The following is a 21,518-nucleotide window of genomic DNA, read 5'->3' as shown; positions in this document are numbered from 1 at the left end:
CGTACAGAAGACGGTGCCCTGGGACTATCTGGGCGCCAAAGTGTGTTTTGCCCGTATATGGGAGGCGGCATGACAGAGACGGCGAGCGGTCCGGCACGTGGTTCTCGTTCCAAGGGGACCAAGGCGGCGAGCAAGGGCCTGCGTATCGAGCGCATCCACACCACCCCTGGCGTGCATCCGTACGACGAGGTGGCGTGGGAGCGCCGTGACGTCGTCATGACCAACTGGCGCGACGGCTCGATCAACTTCGAGCAGCGTGGCGTCGAGTTCCCCGACTTCTGGTCGGTGAACGCGGTCAACATCGTCACCAGCAAGTACTTCCGGGGTGCCGTCGGCACCCCGCAGCGCGAGACCGGTCTCAAGCAGCTCATCGACCGGATCGTGAAGACGTACACGAAGGCCGGCGACGAGTACGGCTACTTCGCCTCGCCCGCCGACGCCGAGATCTTCGAGCACGAGCTGGCCTACGCCCTCCTGCACCAGATCTTCAGCTTCAACTCGCCGGTCTGGTTCAACGTCGGCACGCCGCAGCCCCAGCAGGTCTCCGCCTGCTTCATCCTGTCCGTCGACGACTCCATGGAGTCCATCCTCGACTGGTACAAGGAAGAGGGCATGATCTTCAAGGGCGGCTCCGGTGCCGGCCTGAACCTCTCCCGCATCCGCTCCTCCAAGGAGCTGCTCTCCTCCGGCGGCAACGCGTCCGGTCCGGTCTCCTTCATGCGCGGCGCCGACGCGTCGGCGGGAACGATCAAGTCCGGCGGAGCGACCCGTCGCGCGGCCAAGATGGTCATCCTCGACGTCGACCACCCCGACATCGAGGACTTCATCCAGACCAAGGTCAAGGAGGAGGAGAAGATCCGCGCCCTCCGCGACGCGGGCTTCGACATGGACCTGGGCGGCGACGACATCACGTCCGTCCAGTACCAGAACGCCAACAACTCCGTCCGTGTGAACGACACCTTCATGAAGGCCGTCGAGGCCGGCGGGAAGTTCGGCCTCACCTCCCGCATGACCGGTGAGGTCATCGAGGAGGTCGACGCCAAGTCGCTCTTCCGCAAGATGGCCGAGGCCGCGTGGGCCTGCGCCGACCCGGGCATCCAGTACGACGACACGATCAACCACTGGCACACCTGCCCCGAGTCGGGCCGCATCAACGGCTCGAACCCGTGCAGCGAGTACATGCACCTGGACAACACGTCCTGCAACCTCGCCTCGCTGAACCTGATGAAGTTCCTCAAGGACGACGGCAAGGGCAACCAGTCCTTCGAGGTCGAGCGCTTCGCCAAGGTCGTCGAGCTCGTCATCACCGCGATGGACATCTCCATCTGCTTCGCCGACTTCCCCACCCAGAAGATCGGTGAGAACACCCGCGCCTACCGCCAGCTCGGCATCGGCTACGCCAACCTCGGCGCCCTGCTGATGGCGACCGGCCACGCGTACGACTCCGACGGCGGCCGCGCCCTCGCCGGTGCCATCACCTCCCTGATGACCGGCACCTCGTACAAGCGCTCCGCCGAGCTCGCCGCTGTCGTCGGCGCGTACGACGGCTACGCCCGCAACGCCGAGCCGCACCAGCGCGTCATGCGCCAGCACGCCGACGAGAACACCAAGGCCGTCCGCGTGGACGACCTCGACTCGCCGATCTGGGCCGCCGCCACGGAGGCCTGGCAGGACGTGATCCGCCTCGGCGCCAAGAACGGCTTCCGCAACGCCCAGGCGTCGGTCATCGCCCCGACCGGCACCATCGGTCTCGCGATGTCCTGCGACACCACCGGTCTCGAGCCCGACCTCGCCCTGGTCAAGTTCAAGAAGCTCGTCGGCGGCGGCTCGATGCAGATCGTCAACGGCACCGTGCCGCAGGCCCTGCGCCGCCTGGGCTACCAGGAGGAGCAGATCGAGGCGATCGTCGCCCACATCGCCGAGCACGGCAATGTGATCGACGCCCCCGGCCTGAAGACCGAGCACTACGAGGTCTTCGACTGCGCCATGGGCGAGCGCTCCATCTCCGCCATGGGCCACGTCCGCATGATGGCGGCCATCCAGCCGTGGATCTCGGGCGCCCTCTCCAAGACCGTGAACCTGCCGGAGACGGCCACGGTCGAGGACGTCGAGGAGGTCTACTTCGAGGCCTGGAAGATGGGCGTCAAGGCGCTCGCGATCTACCGCGACAACTGCAAGGTCGGCCAGCCGCTCTCCGCCAAGAAGAAGGAGGAGGAGAAGGCCGAGGTCACCGCGAAGTCCGAGGCGACGATCCGCGAGGCCGTCGAGAAGGTCGTCGAGTACCGTCCGGTCCGCAAGCGCCTCCCCAAGGGCCGCCCGGGGATCACCACCTCCTTCACCGTCGGTGGCGCCGAGGGCTACATGACCGCCAACTCCTACCCGGACGACGGTCTCGGCGAGGTCTTCCTGAAGATGTCCAAGCAGGGCTCGACGCTCGCCGGCATGATGGACGCCTTCTCCATCGCCGTCTCCGTCGGTCTGCAGTACGGCGTCCCGCTCGAGACGTACGTCTCGAAGTTCACCAACATGCGCTTCGAGCCGGCCGGCATGACGGACGACCCGGACGTGCGGATGGCGCAGTCGATCGTCGACTACATCTTCCGCCGCCTGGCCCTGGACTTCCTGCCCTTCGAGACCCGCTCCGCCCTCGGCATCCACTCGGCCGAGGAGCGCCAGCGCCACCTGGACACCGGCTCGTACGAGCAGTCCGAAGAGGACGAGGTCGACGTCGAGGCCCTGGCCCAGTCCGCGCCCCGCACCCCGGAGCTGAAGGCCGTCGCGCCCGCGGCCCCGAAGATCGAGGTCCCGGCGCCGAAGCAGGCCCACACGTCGGCGGAGCTCGTCGAGATGCAGCTCGGCATCAGCGCCGACGCGCCGCTCTGCTTCTCCTGCGGCACCAAGATGCAGCGCGCCGGCTCCTGCTACATCTGCGAGGGCTGCGGCTCGACCAGCGGCTGCAGCTGACACCTGGCGGGACCGTGCCGGACGTGATGTCCGGTGCGGTCCGAGCGGGTGACTGAACAGCGTTCACGAAGGGGACCGGCCTCGGGGCCGGTCCCCTTCGCGGTGCCCGGTTCCAGGCGCGCGTTTCAGGGGCGCGCGGAGCCCAGCAGCCGGGCGAAGTCCTGAGGATCGGCGTCGAAGCCCTGGCTGAGCGGGCGGTACGTCCAGCCCTCGGTGCCGTCGCGGGTGAACTCCACGACCGTCGCCGACAGGGCGTCCGGCACGTCCGCGAAATCGTGGACCAACAGGTCCGTGTAGCCCTCGCGGACCCGTACGCCCGTGTTCGCTATGTCGCCGAAGGCCAGCCGCCCACCGCCCTGCTGTATGGCGACGCCCACCACCACGCGCGCGTACCGCGGCGCCAGCCTCTCCAGTTCCAGGGTCATGGCCTCGTCGTAGCCGAACCCCTGGCCCGTACGGCTGTCCCGGTGGAGCGTGATCGTGCCGTCGGGGGAGCGACTGCCGAAGTGCACCAGGTGGACGGGCGCTCCGTGCGGGTCGTCCGCCGCGAAGACGCCGGCGACGATGTCCAGGTCGTGGGCTGGCGCACCGGTCGGGGCGGGGTCCCACCGGAGCGTCACCTCGACCTTGCCCACTCCCTTGTTGAGTCCGCTCATGGTGCTTCCCCTCTCCGGGTGCGCCCCCGCGCACGCCTCGCGTCGTACCGTCGACCCGTCCGAAAGCCCGTGGTCGTGAGCCGATCACTCATGGTGTCATGGGGCTACGACAGTGGACCGCGGGTTGAAGGGGGGAGAGCGGTTTGTGGAGCGGTGAGGAGCTGGATCTCGACGCATATCTGGCTCGAATCGGATACGAGCCCGAGCGCGACGGAAAACTCGTCCCTGATCTAAGGACCTTGACGTACCTTCACCGGGCGCACGTCGCGGCCGTGCCGTTCGAGAACCTCGACGTCGCCCTCGGGAAGCCGGTGCTCCTCGACGTGAAGAGCCTGCAGTCCAAGCTCGTCGACCGGCGCAGGGGAGGCTACTGCTACGAGCAGAACTCCCTGTTCGCGGCCGTCCTCGAACGGATCGGCTTCACGGTCGCCGGGCGCGGAGCCCGTAACCGGTCCCGGGGCGCGGTGCTGCCGCCGGTCACGCACGCGCTTCTCGCCGTCACGATCGAGGGCGAACAATGGCTGACCGACGTCGGTTTCGGCTGGCAGGGGCTGCTGGAGCCCATGCCCCTGCGTGACGGGGCGCGGGTCGAGCAGAGCGGCTGGACGTTCGCGGTCGGCGTGGAGGAGGAGGGCATCCATGTGCTGCGCTCCCTGCGGCCGCAGGGGTGGACCGACCTGTACGCCTTCGCCCCGCAGACGCTCTACCCCGGCGACTTCACGGTCATGAACCACTACAGCTCCAGCCATCCGCAGTCCCGTTTCCTCGGCCAGGTCGTGGCCCAGCGGCCCGGCGCGGATGTGCGCAGGGCACTGGTGCGCACGACGCTCTCGTCGGTGCGGTCGGACGGCGTCACCGAGGAACGGATCGTGCGCGCGGGCGGGTTGATCGCGACGCTGGAGACCGAGTTCGGGATCGAACTGGACGAGGAGGAGCGCGCGGGAGTGCGGCGAATGCATCCGGCGGGAGTCTGAAGGGGTCTGCCGGGGCGGTCGTCGGCCCCGTACGATGGCGCGGTGCTGGTCAAGTGGATTCGCTGCACCGTGGTGGACCGTCGAGGGTTCGAGCGGGGGCAGCGGAAGTGGGCGGGGCTGCTCGGTGAGCCGGGGTTCCGGGGGCAGGGTGGCGGATGGAGCCGGGCTCGGCCGGACGTCGCCCACATCTTCGCGTTCTGGGAGAGCCGGGCCTTCTACGACTCGTTCATGGCGCGCTCGCACGACCGGCTGGCGACCGCGCAGGTCGGCACGTTCAAGGACGTCCAGGTCAAGCTGTTCGACCACCGTTTCGACGTGAAGACGGGGTTCGAGCCGCGGTTCTCCGACGCCGACGTGGCGCGGGTCGCGCACTGCCGTGTCCATGAGGACCGTGCCGAACACTTCGCACTCATGCAGGAGAAGGTGTGGAACCCGGCCATGGCCGGGTCTCCCGGCATGCTGCGGGGCCTGTTCGGGGAGGCGCCCGGCAGCGAGTTCCTGGTGCTGTCGCTGTGGCAGTCCGCCGCGGAGCACGGGAAGTACCGGGCGGAACGCATCGAGCGGCTCGGGCTGCGGGCCAGAACCGCGGCCGACGTGGCGGCGCTGGCCGGGGACGTGGTGCAGCTCGAATCGGCCTGGACGGTCTGAGAGGGCCTACTCCGCGACGTACGCGCCCGCGTCGACCGCCGCCAGTACCGCGCGCGCCGTCTGGTCGGCGACTTCGCCGTCGATCGGTTCCGGGGTGATGAAGAGCCGGAGGAACAGAGGCGCCGAGACCGCGCGGACGACCGCCCCCGCGGTCTCGGCGCCTCGCCCCGGGCGACGGCCCGGGTGACGACGACCTCGCATCGCCCGAAGCGGTCGGCGGAGAAGCCGTGGAGGGCTTCGGCGGCCCGCGGCGACTGGAAGGCGGCCCCGACGAACGCGGTCGGCGCGGCCGCCTCGGCGTGATCACCGAACGCCTCACGACCTCCTGGGTGAGAGCCCGTGCATCCCCGGCGAGGCTGCCGGTGTCCGGAGGCGTCCAGGCGTCCTCGCCGGCCGGTTCCAGCGCGTCCGCGAGCAGTCCCTCGACGCTGCCCCAGCGGCGGTAGCGTCGTCTTGTGGACCCCCGAGTGCTCCGCCACGTACTCCACGGTGAGGGCGGGGTAGCCGTGCTCGGCCAGGCCGGTCGGAACGGCGTCGCGCACGGCGGACCGGGTCGCGGGCCGTCTTCTCGTCGACTCGCTCGCCGTCCGTGCGGGAGAGCGGCTGCTCGTCCGCGGTGGCAACGGCACGGGCAAATCCACGCTGCTGCGGGTACTGGCAGGGACCCTCCGGCCCGATGACGGGGAGGTGAGGCGTAGCGGAAGGATCGGATACCTGGCGCAAGACGTCATCGTCCGAGGCCCGGAGGAGCGCCTGCTGTCCTGCTTCGGACGCGGGCTCGCCCTCCCCGAGGACGAGCGGGCCGCACTGCTCCTGTCGTACGGGCTGTTCCGGCCGACCTGACCGTGCCGGTCGGCGGTCTCTCCGCGGGCCAGCCGCGCCGTCGCTCCACCGGGCGTATACGCCGGATGGACTCCGGGCACCTCCTCGGCTGAGCCCGCTCGGAACCGGGGATCTAGGGTCGGGGTATGGCACGACCGCGGCGCATCGTTCTCGTACGGCATGGAGAGTCCGAGGGCAATGCCGATGACACGGTGTACGAACGGGAGCCGGACCACGCGCTGCGGCTGACCGCGACCGGGTTGCGGCAGGCGGAGGAGACGGGGGAGTGGCTGCGCGAACTCTTCGGTGAGGAGGCCGTCAGTGTCTACGTCTCGCCGTACCGCCGCACCCATGAGACCCTTCGCGCCTTCCGGCTGCCCCCGGAGAGGGTCAGGGTGCGCGAGGAGCCACGCCTTCGGGAGCAGGACTGGGGCAACTGGCAGGAGCGGGACGACGTACGTCTGCAGAAGGCGTACCGGGACGCGTACGGGCACTTCTTCTACCGGTTCGCCCAGGGGGAGTCGGGGGCGGACGTCTACGACCGCGTCGGGGCGTTCCTGGAGAGCCTGTACCGCAGCTTCGAGGCCCCCGACCATCCGCCCAACGTCCTGCTGGTCACCCATGGGCTGACCATGCGCCTGTTCTGCATGCGCTGGTTCCACTGGACGGTCGCGGACTTCGAGTCGCTCTCCAACCCGGGCAACGGCGAGACCCGTGTCCTCCTGCTCGGTGAGGACGGGCGATACCGTCTGGACCGGCCGTTCGAACGCTGGCGTACCCCGGAACCGTACGGCCCTACCGGATAGAGTGGCAGACCGATGACCGCTGACTCCTCATTCGACCGGCGCTTCGACCGCGCCCTGGCCAGCCTGCGTGGGCTGTCCGTGGGAGACGCCCTGGGCTCCCAGTTCTTCGTACCCGCCCACTACCCCCTGCTGAAGCGGCGCGAGCTGCCCGACGGCCCCTGGCAGTGGACCGACGACACCGAGATGGCCTGCTCCGTCCTGGCCGTCCTCGCCCGCCATGAGCGGATCGACCAGGACGCCCTGGCCATGTCCTTCGCCCAGCACCACGACTTCGACCGGGGCTACGGCCCGGCCGTCAACCGCATGCTCCGGCTCATCCGGGAAGGCGGCGACTGGCGGGAGCTGGCCGCCGCGCTCTTCAAGGGCCAGGGATCCTGGGGCAACGGCGCCGCGATGCGGATCGCCCCGCTCGGGGCCTGGTACGCGGAGGACCCGGAGCAGGCGACGCACCAGGCCGAGATCTCCGCGTACACCACTCATCAGCACCGTGAGGCCGTGGTGGGCGCGATGGCGGTCGCCGCCGCCGCCGCGCTGGCCGCGGACCCCGCGGGACCGCCCACGCCCGAGGCGCTGCTCGACGGGGTCATCGCCCTCGTACCGCGGAGCGCGGTCGGCGCCGGGCTGCGCCGGGCCCGCGACATGCTCGACTACGGCGACGCCGGCACAGTCGCCGCGGTGCTCGGCAGCGGTCGGCGGACGAGCGCGCACGACACGGTTCCGTTCGCCCTCTGGTCGGCCGCTCGTGGCCTCGGTGATTTCGAGCGGGTGTTCTGGACGACCGCGCAGGTCGGAGGCGACGTCGACACCACCTGTGCCATCGCCGGAGGCGTGGTGGCCGCCGCGGCGAACGGAGCGCCGCCGGCGGAATGGCTGCGGCAGACCGAGGCACTTCCGGAGTGGGTTCCGGTCACGGCCGCCTGAAACGGCGCGATGTCCCCTGGCCCCCCCGGCCGGGGGGCCAGGGGACATCGATGTGCTCAGGCGACCGGCCCGGCGGCCTCCGCACGACCGCTGAGTGCTTCGAGGTCACTCTTGCGGACCCGGATCACCAGGACGGCCGTGACCAGCGCGATCAGCACCATCGCGACGGCAGCCATGAAGGCCGAGGAGATGCCGGAGGTGAGCACCTCGTGGCCCCAGGGCGCCGGTAGCTCCTGGTTCTTCAGGGCTTCGGCCTGCTGCTCGGGAGACGCGGCCTTGAGGAAGCCGGGCATCTGCTTCTCGCTCTCCTCGCGGCTGGCCGTGCCGAAGACCGTCACCAGGATGGACAGGCCGAGCGAACCGCCCACCTGCTGGGTGGCGTTGAGCAGGCCGGACGCGGCGCCTGCCTCGTGCTGGGCCACGCCGGAGACGGCCGTGAGCGTGAGCGTCACGAAGTTGAGGCCCATACCGAAGCCGAACAGGACCATGGGGCCCAGGACGCCGCTCGCGTAGCTGCTCTCCGAGCTGATGAACGTCAGCCAGAACAGCCCGGCACCCGTGATCGCCGAACCGGCCACCATGAACGGCTTGGGCCCGAGGGCCGGCAGCAGCCGCTGGGCGAGCCCCGCGCCGGTGACGATCGCGACGGTCACCGGCAGGAAGGCGAGACCGGACTGGATGGGGCTGTATCCCAGGACGCCCTGGACCCACAGCACGATGAAGAAGAACATGCCGAACATGGCGGCCGCCAGGCTGAGCATGATGACGTACGTGCCGGAGCGGTTGCGGTCCGCGAACATGCGGAGCGGGGTGATCGGCTCCTTGGCGCGGGACTCCACGACCGCGAAGGCCACGAGCAGGATGACCGCCGAGACGAAGGAACCGATGGTCAGCTCGTCCTTCCAGCCCTCCTCGGACGCCCGTATGAACCCGTAGACCAGCGCGGCCATGCCGAGTGTCGAGGTCGCCGCGCCCGCGATGTCGAACCGGCCGGGGTGGCGCTCGGACTCCGCTATGTAGCGCGGAGCCAGGAAGGCGATCAGCAGGCCGATCGGGACGTTGACGAAGAGGACCCAGCGCCAGTCCAGCCACTCCGTGAGCATGCCGCCGGCGAGCAGGCCGATGGCGCCGCCACCGGCGGAGACCGCGGCGAACACGCCGAACGCCCGGTTGCGTTCGGGCCCTTCGGGGAACGTCGTGGTGATGAGCGCGAGCGAGGTGGGCGAGGCGATGGCGCCGCCCACGCCCTGCAGGGCTCGCGCGGCGAGGAGATGCCAGGGTTCCTGGGCGAAGCCTCCGAGCAGTGAGGCGAAGGTGAAGAGCAGGATGCCGGCCATGAACACCCGGCGGCGCCCCAGGATGTCTCCCGCGCGCCCGCCGAGGAGCAGCAGCCCGCCGAAGGTCAGGGTGTAGGCGCTGAGCACCCACGACAGGTCGGTGGTCGAGAAGGAGAGCGCGTCCTGGATGTGCGGGAGCGCGATGTTCACGATGGTGGCGTCGAGGACGACCATCAGCTGGCAGGCGGCGATGACGGTCAGGGCGATTCCCGGCCGACCTCCGGCGCGAGCGGGTCCGTCCTTGGTCTGTGTGTCCACCGGAGAAGTTGTCACTATGGATCCCCCACGGAAGAATTAGTGAACGCAGCCGTTCACTGTTCATCACGGTAGTGAGTCCCCCTCAGTGAACGCAACCGTTCACTGAGCGCTGCCGACGATACGCATCGCTTCAACGGAGAGATCCTGATGGTTACTTCGCGCTCCGCGGCCGCCGCCCGGCCGGGAGCGGCGTCGCTGCGACGCCGCGGCCCTGTCCTCGAACGGGCCATCCTGGAGGCCACGCTCGACCAGCTGGGAAGCGTCGGCTGGAACGGGCTGACGATGGAAGGCGTCGCGGTCGGCGCGCAGACGGGTAAGGCCGCGGTGTACCGGCGCTGGCCGTCCAAGCAGGACCTCGTCGCGGACGCGCTCCGGGCCGGACTGCCGACGCTCGACGAGGCGTCGGACCTCGGGAGTGTGCGCGAGGATCTGTACGAAGTGTGCCGCCGGCTCCGGGACGTCATGTACTCGAGGCCCGGCCTCGCCCTGCGCGCCGTGCTTCACGAATGCGATGCCGAGTCCGCCGCAAGGTTCCACAGCTTGATCGTCACGGGAGTGGTCGAGCCTTCGGCTCGGCTCTTCCGGGCTGTCCTGAGGCGCGGAATCGCGCGGGGTGAGGTGCGGGCCGACGCGGACGACGACCTGGTCGTCGATGTCATTCCCGCCATGATGATGTACCGCTCCAAGGTGTGCGTCAGCGAATGGGTGGACCGCGAGATCGCCGATCTCGTCGACCGGATCATGGTGCCGTTGCTCCGTCCCTGACACGGCGGGCGCCGCTCCGCGGGGGCGGTTCGCACGGACTCGGGCGGCCGGTGCGCAGCTCGCCCGGCCCCCGAGGGGAAACCGGGTATCGCATGCGGCACCAGGCGGCGTAACCTGTCAGGCGCCATGCCGTACGAACCACCCACCCACACCGTTGAGCGATCGCTCCGAGCCACCACCGGCGCCAAGATCGTCGCCGGAGTCGACGAGGTCGGGCGCGGGGCCTGGGCCGGCCCCGTCACGGTGTGCGCGGCCGTCACCGGCCTGCGTCGGGCGCCCGAGGGGCTCACCGACTCCAAGCTGCTCACCCTCAAGCGCCGCACCGCGCTCGCCGTCGAACTGGAGCGGTGGGTCACGGCGTACGCGCTCGGCGACGCGACTCCGCAGGAGATAGACGAGCTCGGGATGACCGCGGCACTGCGGCTCGCGGCCACCCGGGCCCTCGAAGGCCTCCCCGTCCGGCCCGACGCGGTGATCCTCGACGGCAAGCACGACTACCTCGGCAGCCCCTGGCAGGTCCGCACGGTGATCAAGGGCGACCAGTCCTGCATCGCCGTGGCCGCCGCCTCCGTCATCGCCAAGGTCCGCCGGGACGCCGTCATGGCGGAGCTGCAGACCGGCGGCGCCGAGGACTACGCGGCGTATGCCTTCGGGGCCAACGCGGGCTACCCTTCGCCGGTCCACAAAGCGGCGCTCGAAGAGCTGGGGCCCACCCCTCACCACCGTCTCTCCTGGTCGTACCTGGACGCGATGCCCAGGTGGCGCCACCTCAAAAAGGTCCGCCTCTCCGCCGAGGCGGTCGCACTGGAGAGCGGGGGCCAACTCGGCTTCGACTTCTGAACTTCCGGTCGCGGGACCCTGGCTAGGGGCCTCCCACGCGACCGGGGCGCACATGTGTGCCCACCCGCCGGTGCCTCGCGCAGCGGCGTTTGATAGACATCCACCCATGCCTCTGTTTCCCGAGGAGCCTCAGATTCACGAGAGCGCCCAGGGTCCCCGCGCCACCACGGCCGCCGGCCGTCCCGCGTCGACCCCCCGTCCTGTACCCGGCCCGCGTTCCGCGGCCTCTCCGCGGCCCGGACGCCCCGTTCCCGGCCCGGCCAGGCCCGCGTCGCCGAAGCCGCGCCCGCACCCCGGTCCCGGCCCGTCTCCGGCGCTCACCCCGGAGAATCGTTCCGACCAGCGATCCACGCCGCAGCTCCAGCTGATCCCGGCCCCCGTCCTCGGCGCGCTCGACGCCGCCGAGGAGGCTCTGGACCTGCTCCTGGAGAGCGGGCGGGCACCCGGCGAGGTCCTGGTGCTCACCACCGGCGACCCCCACCCCTGGACCACGCACGAACTGTCCTTCGGCGAGGCCGCCTACTGGGCCCAGCAGGACGCCGGTGACGACGTGTTCTTCGCGCACGCCGCCGCCGTGGAACGGGCGAACTCCCGTCCCGTCGTGATCGTCGCCGTGAACGGCGGGGATGACGAGACGGCCGCCAAGGCCCTCCCGTCGGCGATGGCACGCGCGAGCGCCCTGCTCGTCGTCTGCGGTGATCCGCAGCGCGTCTCGGCGCTTCTCGGAGTGGGCGCCGGGGTCTGACCGACCACCCCTCCGCCGGACCGGACCGGGCCGGCGGAGGTCGGCGTGCGGAAGATCAGCGCGCGGCCGCCCTGCGCAGGGGCTCGGTCGCGCCGCTCGCGGTTCTGGGCGTGAGCCGGCCGAGTTCGGCCGGCCCGTCACCGAGGGGCATCGGCGACGAGTCGGAGTCCGGCCGCCGCCCGCCACGGCCCTCGCCGAGCACCTGCCAGCCGCCGCGGGTCAGCGTGATGTACGCGCCGCAACGGAGCCCGTGCAAGGTGCAGGCGTCCCGGAGCCCCCACATCCAGGCTCCGTCCTCCTCCGTCCAGCGCTCGTCGCCCTCACGGCAGTACAGCAGGACCGCGGTCCGTACCGGCGTGCGCCTGCGCAGGTCGTGCGGGATGACCCGTCGCAGATGCGCCAGCAGCGCGTTGCGGAATTCCCAGCCGTCGGCCGGCGAGGGGCGCCGGACGAACGAGGCGCTGGCGGCGAGCCGTTCCTCGTGGTCCAGCACCGCCAGGACGGCCATGGAGGGCGTGGGCGTATGACGGGAGTGCAGGCCGCTGACGACCTCGCGGGGGTTGCGCAGCAGCGGGATCTCCGCCGCTGACCACTCGGCCGGTTCGAGTATCCGAGCGAGGCGGCTGGCGGACTCGGACGACGATCTGAGCGAGGCGGCTGTGGGCGGAGCGAATCCGAGGGTCACGGTCCTCCCTTCGGATACGCGCCCGCGAGGCGGGCAAGGTCGGGTGAGTGCGCACCACGGCACAGTCCTTCCGGACCGCTGACGGGCCGTGCGAGGCGGTTTCCCAATTCTTGCTGGCCCGTGCGCGAGCGGCAACGAGCAATTGAGGCAGCTGACGGGAATGAGTTGGTATGCCACTCATATCCCTGCCCAGTTGCCCATTGTTCACTCCCCGTTCCCCCTCCTGTCTCACCCCTGGACGGCGAGCACCAGCGGAAACACCCCTTCCGCTCCGGCCCGCCGCAGCAGCCGCGCCGCCACCGCCAACGTCCAGCCGCTGTCGGAGAGATCGTCCACGAGAAGAACCGGCCCGCCCGCGGAGGCCAGCCGCCCGCCCAGCTCGGCGGAGACCGTCAGGGTCCGCTGCAGACCCATCACCCGCTGGGCGCTGTTGGTCCGGGAGAGCCGCAACTCCTCCGCCTCGGGCGTGTACTCCACCGCACCGAGCAGAGGCATCCTGCCGATCTCGGCGATGCGCTCTCCCAACGACCCCACCAGACGCGGCCTGCGATGGGAGGCGACGGTGACCACCCCGGCGGGACGGACCGGCGCGTCCGGCGCCCCGGAGGCCCAACCACCGGGCCCCTTGGCCCAGTCGGCGAGGACATGCACCACGGCCTGCACGACATCGTCCGGCACGGGCCCGTCCGAGGCGCTGTCGGCCAGCAGCGGACGCAGCCGGTTGCCCCAGCCGATGTCCGAAAGCCGCCCCAGAGCCCGTCCTCCGAAAGCCTGCTCACCGGCCGGGATACGGCCCTTCAGGTCGACCCCGACCGCCGCGAGCCCGGTCGGCCACATCTTGCGGGGCTCCACCTCCACGCCCGGTCGGCCCAACTCGCCCTTGGCGGCGTCCAGAGCGGCGTCCGACACCTTCGGGTCGAACCGGTTCCCCGCGCAATTGTCACAGCGACCGCACGGGGCGGCCTCCTCGTCGTCCAGCTGACGCCGCAGGAACTCCATCCGGCAACCCGTCGTCGCCGCGTAGTCCCGCATGGCCTGCTGCTCGGTCTCCCGCTGCCGCGCCACCCACGCGTACCGCTCCGTGTCGTACACCCAGGGCCGGCCCGTGCTCTCCCAGCCGCCCTTCACCCGCCGCACCGCGCCGTCGACGTCGAGAACCTTGAGCATCGTCTCGAGCCGTGTCCTGCGCAGCTCCACCAAGGGCTCCAGAGCGGGCAGGGACAACGGCCGGCCCGCCTGCGCGAGCACGTCGATCGTCCGGCGCACCTGCTCCTCGGGCGGGAAGGCCACCGAAGCGAAGTAGCGCCAGATCGCCTCGTCCTCCTGCCCCGGCAGCAGCAGCACCTCCGCGTGCTCCACCCCTCGCCCGGCCCTGCCGACCTGCTGGTAGTACGCGATCGGGGAGGAAGGCGAACCGAGATGCACCACGAAGCCCAGGTCCGGCTTGTCGAAGCCCATGCCCAGCGCCGACGTCGCCACCAGCGCCTTGACCCGGTTGGCCTGCAGGTCGTCCTCGGCCTGCTGCCGGTCGGCGTTCTCCGTCCGGCCCGTGTACGACGAGACCGTGTGTCCGCACTGGCGCAGATAGGCCGTCACTTCGTCGGCCGCGGCGACGGTCAGCGTGTAGATGATCCCGGAACCGGGCAGCTCGCCGAGATGATCGGCCAGCCAGGCCAGCCGGTGGGCCGCGTCGGGCAGTCTGACCACGCCCAGACTCAGGCTCTCCCGGTCCAGCGGCCCGCGCAGCACGAGCGCGTCCGTGCCGGCGCCCGTGCCGAGCTGCTCGGCCACGTCCGCCGTCACCCGGGCGTTCGCCGTCGCCGTGGTGGCGAGCACCGGCACCCCGGACGGCAGGTCGGCCAGCATGGTGCGCAGCCTGCGGTAGTCGGGCCGGAAGTCGTGCCCCCAGTCCGAGATGCAGTGTGCCTCGTCGACCACGAGGAGCCCGGTGGCGGCCGCGAGCCGGGGGAGGACCTGATCGCGGAAGTCGGGATTGTTGAGCCGCTCGGGGCTCACCAGGAGCACGTCGACCTCGCCCGCGGACACTTCCTCCTGGACCGTGTCCCACTCCTCGGTGTTCGACGAGTTGATCGTCCGGGCGCGGATGCCCGCCCGCGCCGCCGCCTCCACCTGGTTGCGCATCAGTGCGAGCAGCGGGGAGACGATCACGGTCGGGCCGCTTCCGCGCTCACGGAGCAGCGAGGTCGCCACGAAGTACACCGCCGACTTCCCCCAGCCGGTCCGCTGCACCACCAGGGCCCGGCGCCGGTCGGCGACCAGGGCCTCGATGGCCCGCCACTGGTCCTCGCGCAGTCTCGCCCTGCCGGTCGGGTCCGACACGAGACGGGCGAGCACGGCATCGGCGGCGGTCCGGAGTGCGGCGCGATCTTCCAGGGGGTCTACGTGGGTCATGCCTCCATGCAACCCGATGCCTCGGACATCGCGCGAATGAGAGCCGAACCTGTGGACAACTCGAAGGGGTGCGGATGACCCGTTTCCGGGAGTTATCCACAGGGGTTTCGGATTTCGGGAGATCACGAGACCGTCCTGACCATGAACGCGAATCACCGTGAATCCAGCGACCTCTCCCGTACTCAGCAGATCACCCTGCGTGGCCCGGCGGAACTGGCCGACGCCCTGCCGTTCATGCTGGGCTTCCACCCCACCGACTCCGTCGTCCTGGTCGCCCTCAACGGCGAGCGCGGCCGTTTCGGCGGCAGGGTCAGGCTCGGCATCCCGCGCTCGCCCCTCGAATGGGCGTCCACCGCCGACCACCTCGCCGAGTGCCTCGTCGACGGAGGAGCCAAGGGGGGTGCGCGACCGGACGGCATCGTGGTCTTCCTCTGCCAGGACCCCGCGGCCGGCGAGACGGGCCGGGTGGTCATGGAACGGCTGCGCCCCTTCGCCCAGCACCTGCGGATCGCCTGCGGCGCCCTCGACATTCCCGTCTACGAAGCGCTCTGCATCTCCGACGGCCTCTACTTCTCCTACTGCTGCCCCGACGCGCGCTGCTGCCCACCCGACGGCACCCCGCTCGCGCTCAGCGGCACGTCGGTGATGGCGGCGGCCGCGGCGTACGCCGGAGTCCAGGTACGGGGATCCCTGCGGGACATGGAAAGCCGGTTCAAGCCGTCCGGCGGCCCACGGGAAGAGGAGCAGCGCGCCGCACTCGACGCGACCGCCGCCTCGATCGTCCCCCGGATCATCGAAGGCGCCCCGGGCGAGGGCCGCGAAGAGGTGCGCGAGACGACGCTGAAACTCGCCCGTGACGTCCTCCGCCGTTTCGCCAACCCGAAGCGACCCGGCAAGGAGAGCCCCGTGGAGCCGACGGATCGGACGGGCCGGGTGAGCGGGGCGAGGGCCGGCGCGGCGACGGCCGAGGGCGACGCGGCCGACGACGCCCTGGTCGGGACCGACGAAGCGGCCGCGCTGATCATCGGCCTCCAGGACCGGGTCACCCGGGACCGCGCCGCCGAATGGATGGAAGGCTGGGAGGGCACGGCCGCCCTGCGGCTCTGGCGGGTCCTCGCCCGGCGCTGCGTCAGCCCCTATCAGGAGCATGCCGCCGCGCCCCTCACCCTTGCGGGATGGGTCGCCTGGTCCACCGGCGACGAGCCGACCGCCCGGGTCGCCCTCGGGCTCGCACTCCACGCCGACCCCGAATACGTCTTCGCCCAGCTGCTGCACCAGGCCTGCAACGAGGGGCTCGACCCCGAGTCGCTCCGCTCCTGCCTGAGGAGCGAGCGGGACGCCCGGACCGCTCCCTCCGCCCCCTCCGCCCCGTCCGTCTCCCGACGCGTCCGGATGCGCGCCACCCGCCCGCAGGGCACCCGGCTGACCCTCCGCAAGCCCGGTCGCCAGACCGGCGAAGGAGAGCGCCGCTCGGGGGCCGGGGTCAGGCCCAGCGGCCCCGCGACGGGGAAGCCGGGAAGCGGCGCTCCGAGGCACGGTGGGCAGCGCGGCTCCAGGAGCGGCCGATGACGACCGTGACCCGGCCGCCCACAGGCGCGTTCAGCTCTCTGGCGGAGTCGTCCGAGCCGTCCCGCCGACATCCCGCCGGACACCCGGTTCGCAGAGAGAGCACCCCGTACCCGCCATGGCCCCCAGCCCTGTCCCTGTCCCCGGCCGCCCACCCGGACCCACGACCGGTCCCCCTCTCGGGCGCCCGTCCGGCAGCGGCGTCGCGCCCTCGCGCGGGGCGCGCCCCGCTGAGCTCCCCCCGGTGCACGGAGCGCTCATCTGCGTGGCTCTCCCCGCCCTCGCCATCTGCTCCGAGCACGGCCAGCTCACCGGCGAGGGGCTCGAGGGCGTGTACGCGGCGGGCCGACGGCTCCTCTCCCGCTGCGTCCTGCGCGTGGCGGGGCGCGAGCCCGTCGCCCTTCAGGGCCGCATGGCGACCGCGGACCGGGCGGTGTTCCTCGGCGTCCTCCGTGTCCCGGGAGACATGGGGCCCGATCCCGGAATCACCGTCGAACGCACGCGGAGCGCCGACGGAACCGAGCGGATCACGCTGCGCAGCGCAGTCGCCCGCCCCCTCCGGCTCCCCGTGGAGATCGCTCTGGGCACGGATCTCGCGAACCTGGGCGCGGTGGCGTCCGGCCGGTCCGGACCCGGGCTCACCGCGAGCGTCCACGGCACAGGCCTGCGCTGGACCGGAGACGGGAGCTCCGTCGCCGTCACCGCGGACCCGCCGCCCACGGACTCCCTGGCGGCCGCCGGAGTACTGCGCTGGGAGGCGGAGGTGGCGCCCGGAGGCACGTTCTCGGTCCAGCTACGTGTACGCGAGGACTCGCCCACCCGGTCCTCCGCCTCCCCGGGCGCCGGACGGCCCGGCGGCCATCTGCTCGCCGACGCGCAGGCCGAGGGCGACGACCCTCGCCCGGGAGAACTCCTGCGCGCTTCCGTCGAGGACCTGCGGGCGCTGCTCCAGCGCGACCCCGCACACCCGGCGGACGTGCATCTCGCGGCCGGCGTCCCCTGGCGCTGCGGACCGGTCACCGCCGAGGCGCTCTGGGCGGCCCGCATGGTCCTCCCTCTCGGCACCCGGCTCGCCGCCACCACCCTGCGTGCCCTCGGACGTACCCAGCTCTCCGGTGCCGGTCCCGAGTCCGGCCGGATCCCGGGTCCCCTCCGGGACGCGGGTCCGCATCTGCCGCCCCGCTGCACGGGCATCGAGGCCACCCTCGCCTTCCCGGTCGTTCTCGCCGAGGCCCGTCGCTGGGGGCTCCCGACGGCGGACCTCGAGGAACTGCTTCCCGTGGCGGAGCGCTGCCTCGGCTGGCTGCGCCGGGCAGCCGCCGGAGACGGCCTCGTGCCGGACCCGGGGCCCGCCGGGCCCTGGCGGGCCGAGACGCAGGCGCACGCACACCGGGCGGCCCTGCTCGGAGCGGACCTGCTCGATGCCTGCGGGAGACCCGGGGGAGACCCGCTGCGGGACTCGGCACGGGCGCTGCGCGAGCGCTTCCGGCGGGAGTTCTGGCTCGACGACCGGACGGGGGGACGCCCGGCCGTGGCCCGCCTGCCCGACGGCCGGAGCTTGTCCCACCTGGGGGGCTGGGCCGCGCATCTGCTCGACACCGGGCTGCTCGGCGGCGGCATCCATGCACAGGGCCTGCTGGACGGGACGGAGACCGAGCAGGTGGCAAGGCTGCTCGGCACCCCCGCCCTGGACTCCGGCTGGGGGCTGCGCGGCCTCGGCACCAAGGAACCGGGCCACAACCCGTTCGGCCACCGGGCGGGCGCGGTGCGGGTGCACGAGACGGCGGTCGCGGTGGCCGGCCTCGCCGCCGCCGGGCACGAGAAGGAGGCCGCCTCCCTGCTGCGCGGGCTGATCGACGCGTCGGAGGCCTTCGCCCATCGCCTGCCCGAGATGTACGCCGGGGAACAGCGCACGGCGGGCGGGCGCCCGGTGCCGCACCCGGCCGCGTGCCGGCCTGCGGCCATTGCGGCCGCCGGCGCGGTGCACGCCCTGCTGGCCCTCGCCGGGATCCGTCCCGACGCGCCGGGCCGCTCTGTGTCGACACACCCCCTGCGGTCGGCCCCGCTGGGTGCGATCCGGTTCTCGGGGCTCGTGGTCGCCGGTGAGCCGTTCGCCGCGCGGGTCGGCAGGCTCGGTCTCGGTATGGTCGAGCAGGCCGCAGAGGGCCTTCAACTGGGGGTATGACGGGATGCCGGACACAGACACGAGGGAAGCTTCGCGGCAGGGCGAGGAAGTCGTCGCCGTCGCTCCCGAGGGGCGTGTTTATCGTCAGGAAGACGACTATGATCGCGGCATGCCTCCCTACGACCCGTCGGCCTTTCCGCCTTTCGCCGTCACTGTCGATCTGGTCGTGCTCACCGTGCGCCGCCACGCGCTCTGCACCCTGGTCGTACGTCGGGGAGAAGCGCCGTATCAGGGGCGTTGGGCGCTGCCCGGCGGCTTCGTGCGCGCGGACGAGGACCTCGGCGCCGCTGCGGCGCGCGAGCTGGTCGAGGAGACCGGTCTCTGCGCCCACGACCCCGCCGCTCCGCCGCCGGTCCCGAGCAACGGCGCGCACCTGGAGCAGCTCGCGACCTACGGTGCGCCCGACCGTGACCCCCGCATGCGGGTCGTCAGCGTCGCGCACCTCGCGCTGGCTCCCGACCTTCCCGCGCCGAGGGCCGGAGGCGACGCGAACAGCGCCCGCTGGGCCCCCGTCGAGGAACTGCTCGGCGAGGACATGATCGCCGGGACGGTCGTGAGCGCGGATGGCGCCGAAGCGGGCGACGACCCCGAGGGCACGGGGAAGAGCGGGGGTCCGGAGGCGCTCGCCTTCGATCACGCCCGGATCCTCGCCGACGGGGTGGAGCGCGCCCGTTCCAAGATCGAGTACTCCTCCCTGGCCACGGCCTTCTGTCCGCCGGAGTTCACGGTCGGGGAGCTGCGGCGGGTGTACGAGGCCGTGTGGGGCGTGTCCCTCGACCCGCGCAACTTCCACCGGAAGGTGACCGGCACGCCCGGCTTCCTGGTTCCGGCCGGTGGCACGACGACCCGTCAGGGTGGGCGTCCCGCCCAGCTGTTCAGGGCGGGTGGGGCCACTCTTCTCAATCCGCCGATGCTGCGCCCCGAGGTCTGACAGGCCGGTGCGTTCGGCGCCCCAGTGCGCCAAACCTGCACCGAAAGTCCGAAATGTAGCGTTATCTTGCTGCGGTAGCGCCGCCCTGCCGCGGAGCGGTGTCACCTACCGCGAGAGAAGCGATGCTCCAGGCAATCGGACTGACCAGCATGCCCCGCCGCGATCGCCCGCCCGCTGTGGACGATCTGACCTTCGAAGCCCCGCCGGGCTCCGTGACCGCTCTCCTCGGCCCTGCGGGTGCGGGTAAGACGACGGCGCTCCGGCTCATGCTCGAACTCGAGCCGGGCCGCGGGATCACCTACTTCCGCGGCCGGCCCCTGCACCGCATCGCGCACCCCCCGCGCGAGGTCGGCGTCCTGTTCGGTGACATCCCCGGGCACCCGTCCAGGACGCTCCGGGGCCACCTGCGCATGCTCTGCGCCGCCGCGGGGGTACCCGCCTCGCGGGCCGACGACCTGACGCGGGCCGTGGGCCTCACCGGACTGGAGCGCCGACGGCTCGGCACGCTCCCGATCGGCGCCGACCGCAGACTCGGCCTCGCCGCGGCCTTGTTGGGCGCTCCCCACACCCTGCTGCTCGACGAGCCCGGCGCCGGCCTCTCCGTATCCGAGAGCGCATGGCTGCACGAGCTCCTGCGTGCGCACGCGGCCGACGGGGGGACCGTGCTCTACACCACGGAGGACGCGAAGGGCGCCGCCCGTAACGCCGACAGGGTCGTCACCCTCGCCGGCGGCCGGCTCGTCGCGGACCAGGGCGCCACCGAGTTCGCCCGCACCCGGCTGCGCCCCCGGGTCGCCGTCCGCACCCCGCAGGCCGCGAGGCTCGCCGCAGCAGTGACCCAGGAGGCCAGGGCCGCGCGTCGCCCGGTCGAAGTGGTGGCCGAGGGCGGAAGCCGCCTGTCCGTGTACGGCAGCGACTGCGCGGCCGTCGGGGACACGGCGTTCCGCCACGGGGTGCCGATCCACCGACTCGCCGCCGAGACCGGCGACACCGGTCCCGCCGCAAGCTCCCCGGAGGGGAACATGTCGGGGGGCGCCACCGGCGCGGTGTCCTCCGGCGCCGTGCCGCCGCCCGCCGTGCCGGCGCCGCGTGACGCCGCGGACGGCGGGTCGGGTCGTGTCCGTAGGCCGGCCCGCTCGCCCCTGCGTCCGTTGCGGTACGAGATCCGTCGGCTCCTGGGGGTGCCGTCCACTCCGCTGGTCGTGGCGGCCGTCCTGCTCGTCTCCGTGGCGCTCGCCCTGCTCCTCGGGCGAGGCGGCCGCGCCGCGCTGCCCGCCGTCCTGGCCGGCTGGCCCGCGATCTCCCCGCTGCCGCCCGCGGCCCTCGGAGCCGGGCTGCTCGGCGCCTTCTCCTTCGGGGAGGAGTACCGCTACCCCGCGCTCACCTCGGGCCGCGGTGCCGTCCCCCGCAGGCCGGGCCTGCTCTTCGCCAAGCTCGCCGTGGCGGCGGTGGTCGCCCTCGTGCTGGGGGCGGCCGTCGTGGTGGCCGACCTGGAGGCCCTGAGGTTCGTCTACGGCGCCGAGTTGATCGCCGTACCGAGGAACTGGCCCACGCTCTGCGCGAGTTGGCTGGGGCTTCTCGTCGGCTGCGCCTGGGCCGGAGTGCTCGGCGCCGGGGTGTTCCGGGCCGCGGCGGCCGGTGTGGCGGCGGTCCTCGCGGTCCCGGTCGCCTTCGTCCCGCTGTTGCAGAAGGCGCTGACGGGCCCCTCGGTGCGCTCGGCCGCGGGACTGCCCGCACGATTGCGCGAGTTCGCCGGTCCACAGTGGTCCCCGGCGGCGGACCGCTGGCTGAGCGGGGGGCTGAGAGTGCTCGGGCAGCCCGCAGGGGTGGCCCTCTCGCTGACGTTGACCGGCTTGCTCTGCGCCTATGTGCTCACTGGCCTTCGTCGTAAGGCACGTTGGTGATCACTTGCGGACCGAAAGATTCCGGTCCGCTGTCAACTCCCTTAAAACTGCCTCATATGTCCGATAAATCGTCAATTGTGTAGGGGGTGCCGATCACCC

General features: G+C 72.0%; 17 protein-coding genes and 1 pseudogene. 13 read left to right on the top strand and 5 right to left on the bottom strand.

Annotation, left to right across the window (positions count from 1 at the left end; all coding sequences use genetic code 11):
• The first annotated feature begins 69 nt into the window (after positions 1 to 69).
• Positions 70 to 2,964: a vitamin B12-dependent ribonucleotide reductase gene (locus AMK29_RS32730; protein WP_073819695.1), complete on the top strand. Its 2,895-nt coding sequence runs from the start codon at positions 70 to 72 to the stop codon at positions 2,962 to 2,964.
• A 125-nt stretch (positions 2,965 to 3,089) separates the two neighbouring features.
• On the opposite strand, the gene AMK29_RS32725 is transcribed toward AMK29_RS32730, so the two are convergent.
• Positions 3,090 to 3,620: a TerD family protein gene (locus tag AMK29_RS32725; RefSeq protein WP_073819694.1), complete on the bottom strand. Its 531-nt coding sequence runs from the start codon at positions 3,618 to 3,620 to the stop codon at positions 3,090 to 3,092.
• Between the two features lie 239 nt (positions 3,621 to 3,859).
• Here AMK29_RS32725 and AMK29_RS32720 point away from each other — a divergent pair, with 239 nt between their 5' ends.
• Both AMK29_RS32720 and AMK29_RS32715 read left to right on the top strand, forming a co-directional pair.
• Complete coding sequence (locus AMK29_RS32720) at positions 3,860 to 4,594, top strand: arylamine N-acetyltransferase family protein (RefSeq protein ID WP_241845799.1); 735 nt, start codon at positions 3,860 to 3,862, stop codon at positions 4,592 to 4,594.
• A gap of 42 nt (positions 4,595 to 4,636) precedes the next feature.
• Positions 4,637 to 5,242 (top strand): YdbC family protein, encoded by a 606-nt coding sequence (locus AMK29_RS32715; RefSeq protein ID WP_073819692.1) that lies wholly within the window; start codon positions 4,637 to 4,639, stop codon positions 5,240 to 5,242.
• 6 nt (positions 5,243 to 5,248) lie between these two features.
• Here the strand turns inward: AMK29_RS32715 and AMK29_RS38050 are convergent, their stop codons facing one another.
• On the bottom strand, positions 5,249 to 5,443 hold the full coding sequence (locus AMK29_RS38050; protein WP_443334093.1) for a hypothetical protein: 195 nt from the start codon (positions 5,441 to 5,443) through the stop codon (positions 5,249 to 5,251).
• A gap of 330 nt (positions 5,444 to 5,773) precedes the next feature.
• On the opposite strand from AMK29_RS38050, the pseudogene AMK29_RS38045 reads away from it, so the two are divergent.
• From AMK29_RS38045 to AMK29_RS32695, 3 genes and pseudogenes are all read left to right on the top strand, one after another.
• Positions 5,774 to 5,968, top strand: a pseudogene (locus tag AMK29_RS38045) (ATP-binding cassette domain-containing protein); the annotation flags it as partial.
• 242 nt (positions 5,969 to 6,210) lie between these two features.
• A complete protein-coding gene (locus AMK29_RS32700) occupies positions 6,211 to 6,870 on the top strand; it encodes a histidine phosphatase family protein (protein WP_073819691.1) in 660 nt (219 codons plus the stop codon).
• A gap of 12 nt (positions 6,871 to 6,882) precedes the next feature.
• Positions 6,883 to 7,791, top strand: coding sequence for an ADP-ribosylglycohydrolase family protein (locus tag AMK29_RS32695; protein WP_073819690.1), 909 nt, complete (start codon positions 6,883 to 6,885; stop codon positions 7,789 to 7,791).
• Positions 7,792 to 7,847: 56 nt separating this feature from the next.
• Here AMK29_RS32695 and AMK29_RS32690 read toward each other — a convergent pair whose 3' ends face one another.
• Positions 7,848 to 9,401 carry an MFS transporter gene (locus AMK29_RS32690; protein ID WP_073819689.1) on the bottom strand — a complete coding sequence of 518 codons (1,554 nt, stop codon included), beginning with the start codon at positions 9,399 to 9,401 and terminating at the stop codon, positions 7,848 to 7,850.
• A gap of 132 nt (positions 9,402 to 9,533) precedes the next feature.
• Here AMK29_RS32690 and AMK29_RS32685 point away from each other — a divergent pair, with 132 nt between their 5' ends.
• The 3 genes from AMK29_RS32685 (at position 9,534) to AMK29_RS32675 (ending at position 11,736) form a co-directional block, all read left to right on the top strand.
• Positions 9,534 to 10,151: a TetR/AcrR family transcriptional regulator gene (locus AMK29_RS32685; protein WP_073819688.1), complete on the top strand. Its 618-nt coding sequence runs from the start codon at positions 9,534 to 9,536 to the stop codon at positions 10,149 to 10,151.
• Positions 10,152 to 10,277: 126 nt separating this feature from the next.
• Positions 10,278 to 10,991 carry a ribonuclease HII gene (locus AMK29_RS32680; protein WP_073819687.1) on the top strand — a complete coding sequence of 238 codons (714 nt, stop codon included), beginning with the start codon at positions 10,278 to 10,280 and terminating at the stop codon, positions 10,989 to 10,991.
• Positions 10,992 to 11,097: 106 nt separating this feature from the next.
• The gene (locus tag AMK29_RS32675) at positions 11,098 to 11,736 is read left to right on the top strand and encodes a hypothetical protein (RefSeq protein ID WP_073819686.1); all 639 of its coding nucleotides are present in this window, start codon (positions 11,098 to 11,100) and stop codon (positions 11,734 to 11,736) included.
• 55 nt (positions 11,737 to 11,791) lie between these two features.
• Here the strand turns inward: AMK29_RS32675 and AMK29_RS32670 are convergent, their stop codons facing one another.
• Together AMK29_RS32670 and AMK29_RS32665 are read right to left on the bottom strand one after the other, a co-directional pair.
• A complete protein-coding gene (locus tag AMK29_RS32670) occupies positions 11,792 to 12,421 on the bottom strand; it encodes a hypothetical protein (protein ID WP_073819685.1) in 630 nt (209 codons plus the stop codon).
• A gap of 228 nt (positions 12,422 to 12,649) precedes the next feature.
• Complete coding sequence (locus tag AMK29_RS32665) at positions 12,650 to 14,833, bottom strand: RecQ family ATP-dependent DNA helicase (RefSeq protein WP_073819684.1); 2,184 nt, start codon at positions 14,831 to 14,833, stop codon at positions 12,650 to 12,652.
• A 141-nt stretch (positions 14,834 to 14,974) separates the two neighbouring features.
• Between AMK29_RS32665 and AMK29_RS32660 the strand changes: the two genes are divergently transcribed.
• The 4 genes from AMK29_RS32660 to AMK29_RS32645 all read left to right on the top strand — a co-directional run bounded on the left by AMK29_RS32660 (position 14,975) and on the right by AMK29_RS32645 (position 21,419).
• Entirely contained in the window at positions 14,975 to 16,402 is a 1,428-nt protein-coding gene (locus tag AMK29_RS32660; protein WP_073819683.1) for a DUF4192 domain-containing protein, read from the top strand.
• 115 nt (positions 16,403 to 16,517) lie between these two features.
• Entirely contained in the window at positions 16,518 to 18,584 is a 2,067-nt protein-coding gene (locus AMK29_RS32655; protein ID WP_073819682.1) for a glycogen debranching N-terminal domain-containing protein, read from the top strand.
• 109 nt (positions 18,585 to 18,693) lie between these two features.
• Positions 18,694 to 19,515 carry an NUDIX hydrolase gene (locus AMK29_RS32650; protein ID WP_073819681.1) on the top strand — a complete coding sequence of 274 codons (822 nt, stop codon included), beginning with the start codon at positions 18,694 to 18,696 and terminating at the stop codon, positions 19,513 to 19,515.
• A 122-nt stretch (positions 19,516 to 19,637) separates the two neighbouring features.
• Complete coding sequence (locus AMK29_RS32645; protein ID WP_073819680.1) at positions 19,638 to 21,419, top strand: ATP-binding cassette domain-containing protein; 1,782 nt, start codon at positions 19,638 to 19,640, stop codon at positions 21,417 to 21,419.
• Positions 21,420 to 21,518: the final 99 nt, after the last annotated feature.

The organism is Streptomyces sp. CB02261 (genome assembly GCF_001905665.1).
In the GTDB taxonomy this organism is placed as follows: Bacteria; Actinomycetota; Actinomycetes; order Streptomycetales; family Streptomycetaceae; genus Streptomyces.
Note: the sequence above shows the minus strand (reverse complement) of the source record. Positions and strands in the feature narration are given on the sequence as shown.